A 13704-nucleotide genomic window follows, 5' to 3' on the forward strand; every position below is an offset into this window, starting at 1 on the left:
ACGGGCCAGCCGGTCGGACCGTTCATCGAGTTCGGGATAGGTCAGCGCCACGCCACGCAGGTCCGACACCGCCACCCGGCCCGCCCCGTGCACCCCGCCCCCGTGCGTGTGCATCGCCGATCGGCGCACCGCGGCGCGGAAGCGGCCGGGGACCGAGCCCCAGTCGGAGGTGCCGGCGACCTCGTCGACGGTGGCGGCGATCCGCGCGAGAGTCTCGGCGGTCGCCGAACCGATCTGGGCCGGCGACAGGCCCGCTCGCGGGAGCAGCCCGGTGACCGTGGCACTCACCGCCGCCTCGGTGCCGATGCCCCGTGCGGTCAACATCGGGACCGTCGCCGCGATCTTGGCCGAGAGCACGGCCAGCGTGACCGGTCCGGTCGCACCGACGAACACCACCCGATCGGGCGCGAGATCTGCGGCGAGCGCCACGAGGTGCGGCGTCGACGGGCGGGCCGTCGTGCGGTGGGCGACACGACGAGGTGGCGAGGCGCCGGGCACGCCTGGTCCGGTGGTCGTCACTCCCGGCCGGTTCCGTCCGACGGTTGCGTCTGCGCGGGCGGGCCGGACGCGGCGGGCGTGCCGGCGACTCCGGCGACGCGGCGGGCGTTGGACTGCAACTGATCGAGCGCCTCGTCGAGGATCCTGACGTCACCGTCGCCGAGAACCGGCACCACCGTCGTCAGCGCCACGGTGAGTGCGGTGTAGGCGTCCCCGTCGGGCAGCGTGATCTGCATGGCCGCCGCCATGGAGTCGATCTCCCCGAAACTGACCGTGGTCCCGTCGAGGTCGACGGCGACCGCATCGGGGTCGACCGACGACGCGACGGCCACCAGATCGGGCAGCGCGCCGATCTCGGAGACCGGTTCGGGCGTGGGTGCGTCCTCGAGCACGAGGTCACCGACGACCCGGTCGGGATGCGACGCGATGTCGGCGAGCAGACGCACCCAGCGGTCGACGAGACGCCGCACCGTCTCGGCGTCGAAGAGGTCGGTCGCGTAGATCATGCGACCGGCCATCGCGCCGTCGGCGGTGCGTCCGGTGGGGTCGGTCGGGAACAGGATGAGCTCGAGATCGACCTTCGCCGAGACGGTGTCGGCGACGCGTGGCGTGATGCGCAGTCCCTCGACCTCCACCACCGGGAACTCGAGGTTCTGGAACGCGAGCATGACCGAGAACAGCGGGTTGTGCGTGCCCGCCCCCGATCCCGTTCCCGACACCCGGGCGACGACGTCGTCGAACGCGACGTCGGCGTGGGCCATGTCGGCGAGGTCGTCGGCGCGGACGCGTCCGAGGAGATCGGTGAACCGCTCCCCCGGCTCCACCGCCGTGCGCAGGGCGAGGGTGTTGACGAACATGCCGACGACGTCGTCGAGCGCCTCGTCCCCGCGACCGTGCAGTGGTGTACCGATGACGATGTCGCCGCGTCCGCTCAACCGGGACAACAGCACCGCGTAGGCGGCGTGGACGACCATGAACAGCGTGGTGCCCGTCGAGCGTGCGACGGTCGAGAGCGCCGCGACGACGTCGGCCGGGATCGCGAGGTCGACCGCCGCGGCGGACGACGTCGGTACGGGCGGACGCGGACGATCGGTCGGCAGCGCGACCGGTCCGGGAGCGCCCCGCAGACGTCGCGCCCAGTGGTCGAGTTGGCGCTGCGCCCGCGTCACCCCGTCGGCGTCGGGTGCGGCGAGTCGCTCGCGGTGCCACGACGCGTAGTCGGCGTACTGCAGCGACAACGCCGGCCAACGCGGCGGTGTCCCGTCGCGGCGGGCGAGGTAGGCGTGCACCAGATCCCGTCCGAGCGGACGCAGCGACACACCGTCGGCGCTGATGTGGTGCACCACGAACACGAGCTCGTGGTCGTCGGTTTCCCGGCGCACGACCGCCGCCCGCACCGGCAACTCGGCGGTCAGATCGAATCCCCCGGCGCACAACTCGGCCACCGCGACGTCACCGGCCGAGTCGTCGGCGGCACCGTCGGACGGGTCGATCACCGACACCTCGAACTGGGATGCGACGAGCTCGGCGGGCAGGATCACCTGTGCCGGTTCCGATCCCACGAGCGGGTAGATCGTGCGCAGCGTCTCGTGTCGGGCGACGAGGTCGACGACGGCCGCGCGCAGCGCATCGACGTCGAGCGCGCCCGCGAGGTGCAGCGACAACGAGATGTTGTGCGCCCCGGACGTGGGATCGGCGCCGTTGACCAGCCACATGCCCCGCTGAGCGCCGGAGACCGGAACCACCTCGGAGCGACGCCGGGTGGTCAGCGGCGCCTCGTCTCCCGCGACCGACGCCCCCGACCCGGGTGCGTCCGACCCCAACGCACCGACGAGTGTTGCGACGCTCGGGTTCTCGAACAGGACCCGCAGCGCCAGGCGGCGATCGAGCAGTCGCTCGAGGCGCGAGATCACCTTGGTCGCCGACAACGAGTTGCCCCCGATGGCGAAGAAGTCGTCGTGGACACCCACCTGGTCGACGCCGACGACCGACGCGAACACGCCGGCCACGATCGTCTCGAGTTCGCTGCGGGGAGCGACGAAGTCGTGCCCGGAGTGCAGCTCCACCGGGGGCAGCGCCGACCGGTCGACCTTGCCGGAGCGGTTGCGCGGCAGGTCGTCGATCACCATCACGGTGTGCGGCACGAGGTGCGCGGGGAGGTGTCGACGGGCGTGCTCGACGATCTGCTCGGGGACCAGAACCGCGCCGGCACGCGGCGTGACGTAGGTGACGAGCACGGTGTCTCCGTGACCGGTCGTGGCACCGACGCTCACCGCACGGTCGATGCCCGGGTGGCGACGCAGGACGCCGTCGACCTCGCCGGGCTCGATCCGCATGCCGCGTAGCTTGATCTGGAAGTCGTTGCGGCCGTGGTAGACGAGGGCGCCGTCGCGGTTGCGGGAGACGAGGTCGCCGGTGCGGTACATCCGCGCGCCGGCCAGGAACGGGTGCGCGACGAAGCGCGTCGCGGTCAGCGCCGGGCGCTCGTGGTAGCCGCGTCCCACACCGGCGCCCGCGAGGTAGAGCTCGCCGATCACCCCGGTGGCCACGGGGCGCAGCCAGTCGTCGAGGACGAGGGCGGCGAACCCGGGGACCGGGCGGCCGATGGTGACGGGGGCGTCGGGACGCAGACGGGCCACCGTGGTCCAGATGGTGGCCTCACTCGGCCCGTACATGTTGAACAGCGACCGGTGCGGGGCGTCGAAGGTCTCGACCAGTTCCGGCGGGACCTTCTCGCCCGCGAAACCCATCAGGGTCAGCTCGGTGAGCGCGGCCGGGTCGAGGGTCGCGGCGACCAGTGGTGTCACCACCGCGTGGGTCACCCGATGCCGGACGAGCAGTGCGGTCAGCTCGTCGCCGGCGAACACCTCGGGCGGACTGATCACGAGTTCGCCACCGGCACACAGGGCCATGAGGATCTCATACACCGACACGTCGAAACTCGGCGACGCCACGTGCAGATACCGGCCGCCCGGGTGCGCGCCCATGATGGAGCGCTGTCCGTCGACCATCGCGGTGAGTCCGGCGTGGGTGATGGCGGCGGCCTTGGGCCGCCCGGTGGATCCGGAGGTGTAGAGCAGGTACGCGAGGTCGTCGATGTGGACCGGGCGTCGGATCTCGTCGTCGCCGACCGGTGTGCCGCTGTAGCCCGCGAGCGCCAGCTCGAAGGCGACGTCGTCGATCGCGACCCACGGCACGGTGTCGTCCCCCGGTGCCTCCGCGAGAGCGGCCCGCACCGACAGACCGAGTACCGCCGCGCTGTCGGCCACGAGCTGGGTCCGCCGGGCCGGCGGGTGGGCGGGGTCGATCGTGACGAACGCGGCCCCGGTCTTGGCCACCGCGACGAGTGCGGCGACCGAGTGCGCCGAGCGCCCGATGCTGATGGCGACGACATCGCCGGGTCCGATGCCGCGGGCGATGAGTTCCCGGGCCATCTGGTTGGTCCACGCCTCGAACACCGACCACGCCATGGTGATCTCTCCCGACACCGCGGGCGCGTCGTCGTCGGCGACGCGCGCACCGGTCGCGAGGAGTCGGCGGAGCGGTTGGGGAGACGGCGACACCAGGGGCGGCGCGGCGAGCGCACCGATGCGATCCGGTGCGACGAGATCGATGCGTCCGACCGGACCGGTGGGCGCGTCGACCATGGTCTGCAGCACCCGGTGCAGCTGCCGGCCGAGCTCGACGGCGGTCGTGCGGTCGAACAGGTCGGTGGCGTAGGCGATCTCGAGGCGGTAGGCGGCGTCGGATCGTCGGTCCGCCGACTCGGTCAGCGTGAGCGTCAGATCGTATTTCGCGGCGCGGACGCGTGATTGCGCCGTGAGCGGGATCGCGCCGGACTCGGCGAGCGCGGCCAGCGGGTCGACCTGCATCGTCAGGGCGACGCCGACGAGCGGCGGATGCGCGGATCCGCGTCGCTGGGCGACGGCGTCGACGACGCGCTCGAACGGGATGTCGCCGTGGGCGATCGCCCGTGCCGCGGTGCGGTGCGAGGCGGCGATGTGGTCGGCGATCGAGACCGACGGATCGATCCGGCTGCGCAACACGACGGTGTTGACGAACATGCCGATCAGTCCGGCGGTGGCCGGATCGTCACGACCGGCGACGGCGGTGCCGATGCACACGTCTTCGGTGCCCGCGAGACGGCCGAGGACGACGGCCAGCGCGCTGTGCACCACGGCGAACGGCGTCACCGACAGGTCCCGAGCCAGGTCACGGACGGCGGTGGCGAGCTCGGCGGGGATGACGGCATCGACGTGATCGCCGTTGCCGCTGGGGATCTGCGGTCGCGGGCGGTCGGTCGGCAGGGTGAGGATCTCGGGGGCGCCGTCGAGTTCGGCACGCCAGAATTCCAGCGCAGCGCGCGCCGCGGGCGTCGGGTGGTCCGCGTCACCGAGACGTGCACGGGCACGCAGGGTGACGTCGGCGTACTGCCACGCGAGCGGCGCGAACTCCGGAGCGCGGTGGGCACGGCGCGCGGTGTACGCGGCCATCAGGTCGGCCAACAGCGGCGGCAGCGACTGGCCGTCGGCCGCGATGTGGTGCACCACGAGGACCACGACGAGATCCGCGGCGGTGGAAGAACTCTCGTCGGAGATCGTGGTGGCGATGTCGGCGACGCCGGGGTGGTCGACGACGCTGGGGGCGGGGACACGCAGCAGCCGCGCACGGACGGGCAACTCACGGGTGAGATCGAAACCACGGGCCACGATCTCGCCGATCGCGTGGTCGAGCCGGTGAGCCGCGACGGTCACGACCTCGCCGATGTCGGCCGTGACGGCGGCAACCGCGTCCGTGCTGGCGGCGATCTCCTGCGTCGGCTCGCCGTCGACCGACGGGAACCGGGTACGCAGGATCTCGTGACGCGCCAGGACATCTCCGACCGCGGCGACGATCGCATCGGCGTCGGTGTCACCGGGCAGGCGCAGTGCACCGGGCATGTTGTAGGTCGGCTCGTGCGGCGCCATCCGGTTGATGAACCAGAGGCGGGTCTGCGCCGGCGACAACGGCAGGACCGCGGGCCGGGTCGCCACGGCCGCCACCTCGGACTCGTTCGCGCCGGGGGCCGCGTCGGTGACACGCAGGGTCCTCTCGGCCAGTTCGCCGATGGTCGCGGCGTCGAAGACGTCGGTGAGCGCGAGATCGAGACCGTGGCGGGACCGCATCGTCGACACCAGTCGTGCGGCGACCAGCGAATCGGCGCCGAGCGTGAACAGGTTGTCGCGCATACCCACCCGCTCGCGGCAGAGCAGTTCGGCGATCGTCGCGGCGAGGGCGATCTCGGTCTCCGTCCGGGCCTCGGCGTGCTCGACTCCGGTCCGGACGGTCGGCTCGGGCAGCGCGCGACGATCGACCTTGCCCGAGGAGGTGACCGGGAACTCGTCGAGCACGACCACCGCACCGGGCACCATGTGGGCGGGCAGTCTGCGCCGGGCCAGGGCCATCACCCGGTGGTCGTCCTCGTCGAGTGCGCAGCCGCGCAGGTAGGCGACCAGCACGGGCGCGGGCCCGAGGTCGGTGCGCGCGACGACCGTCGCCGCATCGACCCCCTCGACGGACTCGAGCACCGACTCGATCTCGCCGAGCTCGACGCGTTGGCCGCGGATCTTCACCTGGTGATCGCCCCGGCCGAGGTACTCCAGCTCACCGGAGTCGTTCCAGCGCACCAGATCACCGGTCCGGTACATGCGATCACCGGGTGCGCCGTAGGGGTCGGCGACGAAGCGTTCGGCGGTGCGGTCCGGGGCGGCGACGTAGCCGAGGGCGAGTTGGCGGCCGGCGATGTGCAGTTCGCCGACGACGCCGACCGGGACCACCCGCAGCGCGGGGTCGAGGACGTAGACGTCGGTGCCGGTGACGGGCCGACCGATGGGCACGGTGTCGGCGGGCGCGTCCACGGCGTGGGCGGTGACGTCGACGGCGGCCTCGGTGGGGCCGTAGAGATTCGTCAGCGTGGCCGACGAGCCCATGAGCAGGCGCCGCGCCGCTGTGACCGACAGGGCCTCACCGGAGGTGAAGACCTGACGCACCGAGGCCGGTAGGGCCGGCTCGGCGTCGAGATACACGTCGAGCATGGCGGGGACGAAGTGGACGGTGGTGACACCGTGGCGGGTCATGGCGTCGTGCAGGTACCGCGGGTCGCGGTGGCCCCCGGGTCGGGCGATGACCATGCGGGCTCCGGTCATCAGGGGCCAGAACAGTTCCCAGATGGAGACGTCGAACGTGGTCGGCGTCTTGTGCAGGATCGCGTCCGCCGTCGACACCGGGTGGTCGTCCTGCATCCACCGCAGCCGCGTGAGAACCGCGTCGTGGTCGACCACGACACCCTTGGGGGTCCCGGTCGATCCCGAGGTGAAGATGACGTACGCGGGCCCGACGGCGACGAGTCGATCCGCCACTCGGCGCGCGTGATCGGTGGGTGTGCGGCCCGACGTCGACGCGTCCGCGGTCCACGCGCGATCGACGATCACCCGGGGCGCGACGATCCCGGCGATCGCGGCCCGGCGATCGGCGGCCTCGTCGGGATCGACCGGGACGTACACCGCCCCCAGTCCGAGCACCGCGTAGACCGCGCACACCTGGTCGACGCCGCGGTCGAGTGCGATGACCACGCGGTCACCCGGCACGACACCGGAGTCGACGAGCAGGGCGGCCAGTGCGCGCCGCCTGTCGTCGACGTCGCGGTAGGTCAGCACGGCGTCGTCGGTCTCCAGCGCCGGGGCATCCGGGGTGCGCTCGACCTGATGGAGGAACGGCGCGAGCAGATGTGTGTCGATGGGCCGATCATGCTGCGACGCAGCGTCGGTGCGTCCGAGTGAGAGAACCGCGTCGCGTTCCCCGGGCAGCAGCAGCTCGACGTCACGCACCGGCCGGTCGAGATCGGCGAGCAGACGCTCGACGACGACGAGCAGACGCGTGAGATGGTCGTCGAGTTCACTGCGGGAGTACAGATTCGGGTTGCCGTGCAGGTCGACGACGAGCCGCTCGCCGGGTCCGGCCGAGTACAGATTGACCCGGAGGTCGTCGAGGATCCCCGACGACAGGATCTGGTACTCGGTGCGCGCCCCGTCGATCGCGATCGGTCGGTCGAAGAACACGAGGTTCACGATCGGACCGAAGGAGGCCGCGCTCGCGTCGGTGAGTCCGGCGTGGCCGCGGATGTCCTCGTAGCGGTAGCGCTGATGGCGGAGCACGCCGGTCAGTTCGGTCTGCACGTCGCGGATCAACGCCCGCCCGGAGATGGTGCCGAGGTCGCGGGCGCGGACGGGCAGCATGTTCGACACCATGCTGCTGGCACGTTTCATCTTCGCCGCGGCCCGGCCGGTGACGGGCAGGCTCAGCACGACGTCGTCGGTGCCGGTGACCGCGGCGAGGTAGGCCGCGAAGGCCGCGGTGAGCACGGTCGCCACGGAACTCGAGGTCTGCGCCGCCGCGGCCTCGAGGGCCTCCTGCGCATGAGGTGTCAGGCGGGTACTGGCCACCACGTTCGCCGGGGAGAGTCGGGCCGATGTCGCGCGACGGGCCAGGGTGACCCGTTCGGGCAGGTCCGCCGCGCGGTCGACCCAGTACGCGCGATCACCGGCGCGACGGCTGCTGTCGGCGTAGGCGGCGTCGTCCGCGGCGACCTCGGCCAGCGATGCACGGGGCGGGTGGACGTACTCCTCCCCGCGGGACATCGCGTTGTAGCGGTGGACCGCCTCGTGGAGGCTGTTCAGCGCCGAGTAGCCGTCGAAGGCGATGTGATGGCCGCGGAGGTACCACAACGCCCGGTCGTCGGCGACGCGGATGAGGACCGAGATCGCGATCGGGTCGCGCAGGAGATCCATCGGCCGGCGGTGGTCGTCGGCCATCCACGCCTGCGCGGCGGCCATCGGGTCGGGCTCGGCACGCAGATCCATCTCGGTGACGTCGAAATCGATGTCGGGGTCGACGACCACCATCGGCACGTCGTCGACGAGGTCGATGCGGGTGAACGCCGACTCCAGCGAACGGGCGGCGTCACGGACGGCGCGGCGGAACAGGTCGCGGTCGAGCGGGCGGTCGACGTCGACGATGTCGAGGTAGTGGGCCACGGTGACCGAGTAGTCCCGTTGCAGGCTCTCGGCGAACCACATCCCACGCTGCGCCGCGGTCAACGGGATGCGGTCACCTCGACCGCTGGTGCCGGGGCTCACACCCCCATCGCTGTACGCACACATGGTTTGTTCATCGTTTCTGTCGGGACCTACGTAACCGATTGCTCGGGTCGATTTCTCTACGCATGCCCCCGCCTGCGCTTTCTGGCACGGTCAGCATACCGAGCGCGACTGTGCAGTTGTCCAAGGTTCACTCGTTCGCAGGACGTGTTCACGGCGAAAATGGTGTGATCAGTTCCTACCCCTTCGCGGGGCGAAACATATTGCGCCACATGCGTGTCTCCAGCCCCAGCACCCCCGTGCGCACCGAGCATTCGATCTGTGCACATGGGTGTTCTCAGGCAATCCGGGCCGGTGCGATTGACAGGTGACTCTCAGCGGACGGTCAGCCCGCCGCTGATCATCGACCCGATGGCGGCGATCGGATCGCCGGGGCGGGCGAGGAACTCGTCGAGAAACACCAGGAAGGCGTCGAGGTGCGCGGCGATCTCGGCCTGGGAGTACATGGTCGAGTTGCCGTGCAGGTCCACGCGGATCGGCAGACCCGCACCCGCCTGGTAGAGATTGATCCGCAGGTCCTCGAGGATCCCGGAGGACACGATGTGGTAGCTCACGCGGGCACCGTGCAGTTCCAGCGGCTTCTCGAAGAACACGAGGTTCACGATCGGGCCGAACGTCACGCGGCGCTCGTCCAGACCGGCGATCCTGGCGATGTCGGCGAACCGGTACCGCTGGTGGCGCAGGCAGCCGGTCAGCTCCGAACCGACCGCGGCGACCAGGGATTCGGGCGTGTGGCGGGCGACGGCGTCGACTCGCACCGGCAGCATGTTGGCCACCATCCCGCCCGCACGTTTGATCTTCGCCGTGACCCGCCCGGTGATGGGCAGCGTCAGCACGACGTCGTCGCGGCCGGTCACCAGGGCGAGATGCGCGCCGAACGCCGACGCGAGCAGCCCCGCGGCCGACCCGCCGAACTGCTCGGCGCGCGCGTCGAGAATGGTGCGGGTGTCGGCCGAGAGCTCGCGGCCGGCGATCGCGTGGTCGGGATGGAGCCGACCGGATTGCGCGGGTGCCAACGACACCGGCGCCGGGAGATCGGTCACCCGTTCCGACCAGTAGGCCCCGTCGGCGTCGCGTCGCGACCCCGATCGGTACCGCTCGTCGTCGGCGGTCACCTCGGCCAGGGTAGCCCGCGGCGCCACCTCGTAGGTCTCTCCCGACATGGCGGCGTTGTAGCGGTCGACGCCCTCGTGCAGGCAGGTCAGTGCCGCGAACCCGTCGAAGGCGATGTGATGTCCGCGTAGGTACCAGAAGGTCCGGTCGTCGGCCACGCGGATGAAGGCCGACACCGCCATCGGGTCGGCGGTGAGGTCCATCGTCGCGGTGTGGTCGGCGCGCATCCACTCGTGCGCCGCGGCGAGCGGATCGGGCTCGGAGCGCAGATCGACCGTCGTGACGTCGAAGGCGACGTCGGGGTCGACGAACTGTCGTGGTGCGCCGTCGACGAGCACGAACCGGGAGTACGCCGTCTCGAGCAGCCGCGCGCCCTCGATGACACCGCGGCGGAACACCTCGGGATCGAAGGGGTGGCCGTCCTCGCCCACGACATCGGTGATGTCGAGGTAGTGGGCGACGGTGACCGAGTAGTCGTCCTGCAACTGCTCGGCGGCCCACATCTCCTCCTGGGCGGCCGTCAATCCGAAGGTCTTCTGCTCGACCACGCCGGGCTCGCCCGGTCCGTCCACGACCTCGGTCACAGCCATCCCCTCCTGCGCCGACTCCCCCGTCGGCACGAGGAACGATGGTAACCGACGACGCTCCGGCGGAACCGGTGTCGGTCATCTGTCCTGTGGTACAACGCTTCGATGAGCACACCCCACGAGCCCTGGTCGAACGGCGACGAGAAGCCCGACCTCCAGAAATCCACTCCGCCGCCGTATCCCGGTGCCTCCGACCCGAGTTACCCGCCGCCGCCCGGCCCGGGACCGTATCCCGGCGCAGGATACGGCGAGACCCCCTACGGGCAACCCCAGTATGAGCAGCCCCAGTACGGACAGCAGCCACCCTTCGGACAGCCCCAGTACGGACAGCAGCCGCCGTATGGCCAACCCCCGTACGGCCAGGCCCCCTACGGTCAGGCGCAGTTCGGTGCGCCCGCTTTCGGTGCACCACAGAACAACACGCTCGCGGTGGTCTCGCTGGTCACGGGCATCCTGTCGATCCCCGCGCTGCTGCTCTGCTACCTCGGGGTGCCGCTGGCGATCGCAGCGCTCATCACCGGTTTCCTCGCTCGAGGTCAGATCACCCGTGAGCCCGCGCGCTTCCGCGGTACCGGTCAGGCGACGGCCGGGATCATCTGCGGCGCCATCAGTCTCGTGTTGCTGGTACTGCTGATCGTCCTCATCGTCGCGGTCGGTCTGAGCTCACCCACCGACTTCTGAGGTCGGTCGCGACACCGTTTCGTACATACAGAACGACCCGCCACCGTGATCCGGTGGCGGGTCGTTCTGCTCTACGTGGGTCGTGATGCGAGAGGGCTTACTTGGCCTTCTCGAGGACCTCGACGAGGCGCCAGCGCTTGGTGGCGCTCAGCGGGCGGGTCTCCATGAGGCGCACGCGGTCGCCGATGCCGGCGATCTCCTGCTCGTCATGGGCCTTCACCTTCGAGGTGGTGCGGATGATCTTGCCGTAGAGGGGATGCTTCACGCGGTCCTCGAGCTCGACCACGATCGTCTTCTGCATCTTGTCGCTCACGACATAACCGACGCGCACCTTGCGCTGTGCGCGCGGCTTCGTTTCGGGTGTTGTCACAGTGGTGTCCTTCTCGCTCATGCGTCGTCACCGACCGTCGCGTCGGAGTCCGGGCCGCCGGCGAGTCCGAGCTCGCGCTCACGCATCACGGTGTAGACGCGTGCGATCTCACGACGGACCAGCCGCAGACGGCGGTTGTTGTCGAGCTGTCCGGTCGCCATCTGGAAGCGCAGGTTGAACAGCTCTTCCTTCGACTCGCGCAGACGCTCGAGGAGTTCTGTGTCACCGAGCTCGCGGAGCTCGGCGGCAGCGATACCGAGTGCCATCAGAACGACTCCTCTCGTGTCACGATGCGGGTCTTGATGGGCAGCTTGTGCTGCGCGCGGCGCAGGGCCTCGCGAGCGGTGTGCTCATCGGGGTAGCTCATCTCGAACAGCACGCGACCGGGCTTGACCGGCGCGACCCACCACTCGGGCGAACCCTTACCGGAACCCATGCGGGTCTCGGCGGGCTTCTTGGTCAGCGGGCGGTCGGGGAAGATGTTGATCCACACCTTGCCGCCACGCTTGATGTGCCGGTTGATGGCGATACGCGCGGACTCGATCTGACGGTTGGTGATGTACGCGCTCTCCAGTGCCTGGATGCCGTAGTCACCGAACGTCACCTTGGTGCCGCCCTTGGCCTGCCCCTTGAGGCTGGGGTGGTGCTGCTTGCGGTGCTTGACCCGGCGTGGGATCAGCATGGGTCAGCCCTCCTGGTTCTCTGTCGGCGCCGTGGCGGTGTCGACCGCGACCGGGGCCTCGGTGGCGACCGCGGTGGCGGTGTCGGCCGCTGCGCGGCCGGCCTCGGTGCTGGTCGCGGTGGTGCCCGAGGCACCGCTGCGACGCGGACGGGCCGGACGCTCACGACGGGGACGGTCGCCGGCCGGGGCCGACGCGGCGGTGAGCTCGCGCTTGCCGCCGACGATGTCGCCCTTGTAGATCCAGACCTTCACGCCGATACGGCCGAAGGTGGTCTTGGCCTCGTACAGCCCGTAGTCGATGTCGGCACGCAGCGTGTGCAGGGGCACGCGGCCCTCGCGGTAGAACTCGCTGCGGCTCATCTCGGCACCGCCCAGACGACCCGAGCACTGCACCCGGATCCCCTTGACGTTGGGCTGGCGCATGGCCGACTGGATCGCCTTGCGCATGGCGCGACGGAACGCGACACGGTTCGAGAGCTGCTCGGCGACACCCTGCGCCACCAGCTGCGCCTCGGACTCGGCGTTCTTGACCTCGAGGATGTTGAGCTGCACCTGCTTGCCGGTCAGCTTCTCCAGGTCGCCACGGATCCGGTCGGCCTCGGCGCCGCGGCGACCGATGACGATGCCCGGACGGGCGGTGTGGATGTCGACGCGGACGCGGTCACGCGTGCGCTCGATCTCCACCTTGGCGATGCCGGCGCGCTCGAGGCCGGTGGCCAGGAGCTTGCGGATGGCGACATCCTCTTTCACGTAGTCCGCGTACTGCTTGTCGGCGTACCACCGCGACTTCCAGTCGGTGGTGATACCCAGACGGAAGCCGTGCGGGTTGATCTTCTGGCCCACTACTGAGCTCCCTTGCTTGTCTTCGCGGCGGCCTTCTTGGGTGTCTTCGACCGGCTGCGACCCGACGGGGCCGAGGCGGTGACGCTCTCGACGACCACGGTGATGTGGCTGGTGCGCTTGCGGATCCGGAACGCGCGCCCCTGGGCACGCGGACGGAAACGCTTCATCGTGGGGCCCTCGTCGGCGAACGCCTGCGAGACGACCAGCGTGCGCCGGTCGAGTCCCAGGTTGTTCTCCGCGTTGGCCGCGGCACTCGCGACGACCTTGGCGACGGGCTCGCTCGCGGCCTGCGGCGCGAACAGCAGGATGTCGAGCGCCTCGTCGACGTTCTTGCCACGGACGAGATCGATGACGCGGCGAGCCTTCATCGGCGTGACGCGAACGAACTTCGCGGTGGCCTTGGCCGTCGGGTTCAGAGTCTCCGGGCTCTTGGCTGCACTCATCGCCTCTTCGCCTTCCGGTCGTCCTTGATGTGTCCCTTGAACGTGCGCGTCGGTGCGAACTCACCGAGCTTGTGTCCGACCATCGAATCCGAGACGAACACCGGCACGTGCTTGCGACCGTCGTGGACGGCGAAGGTGTGACCGATGAAGTCGGGGATGATCGTCGAGCGGCGCGACCAGGTCTTGATGACCTGCTTGGTGCCCTTCTCGTTCTGGACGTCCACCTTCTTCAGGAGGTGGTCGTCGACGAACGGGCCTTTCTTCAGACTGCGTGGCATCTGCTACTCCCTCC

9 protein-coding genes and 1 pseudogene (1 of these 10 cut by a window edge) are annotated in these 13704 nt (G+C 70.3%); 1 reads left to right on the forward strand and 9 read right to left on the reverse strand.

Features of this window, described 5'->3' with window-relative positions; genetic code table 11:
* The 3 genes from ASG12_RS17665 to ASG12_RS17675 form a co-directional block, all read right to left on the reverse strand.
* Positions 1-519: the start of a non-ribosomal peptide synthase/polyketide synthase gene (locus ASG12_RS17665; protein ID WP_156378166.1), read on the reverse strand. Its footprint begins 39396 nt before the window's first position; only the first 519 of its 39915 coding nucleotides appear in the window; the start codon lies at positions 517-519; its stop codon lies off the left edge, out of view.
* A complete protein-coding gene (locus ASG12_RS17670) occupies positions 516-8672 on the reverse strand; it encodes an amino acid adenylation domain-containing protein (RefSeq protein ID WP_235457443.1) in 8157 nt (2718 codons plus the stop codon). Before ASG12_RS17670 ends, ASG12_RS17665 begins: the two co-directional genes overlap by 4 nt.
* Positions 8673-9007: 335 nt before the next feature.
* Positions 9008-10396, reverse strand: coding sequence for a condensation domain-containing protein (locus ASG12_RS17675; RefSeq protein ID WP_055792559.1), 1389 nt, complete (start codon positions 10394-10396; stop codon positions 9008-9010).
* Positions 10397-10498: 102 nt separating this feature from the next.
* On the opposite strand from ASG12_RS17675, the gene ASG12_RS17680 reads away from it, so the two are divergent.
* Positions 10499-11074, forward strand: a complete 576-nt coding sequence (locus ASG12_RS17680) for a DUF4190 domain-containing protein (RefSeq protein ID WP_055792562.1) — start codon at positions 10499-10501, stop codon at positions 11072-11074.
* Between the two features lie 97 nt (positions 11075-11171).
* Here ASG12_RS17680 and rpsQ read toward each other — a convergent pair.
* The 6 genes and pseudogenes from rpsQ to rpsS form a co-directional block, all read right to left on the reverse strand.
* A pseudogene (gene rpsQ / locus ASG12_RS17685) lies at positions 11172-11438 on the reverse strand (30S ribosomal protein S17); the annotation flags it as partial.
* A 23-nt stretch (positions 11439-11461) separates the two neighbouring features.
* Positions 11462-11710 carry a 50S ribosomal protein L29 gene (rpmC, locus tag ASG12_RS17690; protein WP_045823697.1) on the reverse strand — a complete coding sequence of 83 codons (249 nt, stop codon included), beginning with the start codon at positions 11708-11710 and terminating at the stop codon, positions 11462-11464.
* Entirely contained in the window at positions 11710-12126 is a 417-nt protein-coding gene (rplP, locus tag ASG12_RS17695; protein ID WP_045823698.1) for a 50S ribosomal protein L16, read from the reverse strand. The genes rpmC and rplP overlap by 1 nt, the downstream gene beginning before the upstream one ends.
* A 3-nt stretch (positions 12127-12129) precedes the next feature.
* Positions 12130-12969: a 30S ribosomal protein S3 gene (rpsC, locus tag ASG12_RS17700; protein WP_045823699.1), complete on the reverse strand. Its 840-nt coding sequence runs from the start codon at positions 12967-12969 to the stop codon at positions 12130-12132.
* Entirely contained in the window at positions 12969-13412 is a 444-nt protein-coding gene (gene rplV, locus ASG12_RS17705; protein ID WP_055792565.1) for a 50S ribosomal protein L22, read from the reverse strand. Before rplV ends, rpsC begins: the two co-directional genes overlap by 1 nt.
* Entirely contained in the window at positions 13409-13690 is a 282-nt protein-coding gene (rpsS, locus tag ASG12_RS17710) for a 30S ribosomal protein S19 (protein WP_045823701.1), read from the reverse strand. The genes rplV and rpsS overlap by 4 nt, the downstream gene beginning before the upstream one ends.
* Between the last annotated feature and the right edge of the window lie 14 nt (positions 13691-13704).

It is taken from the genome of Williamsia sp. Leaf354, from assembly GCF_001424365.1.
Classification (GTDB): Bacteria; Actinomycetota; Actinomycetes; order Mycobacteriales; family Mycobacteriaceae; genus Williamsia_A.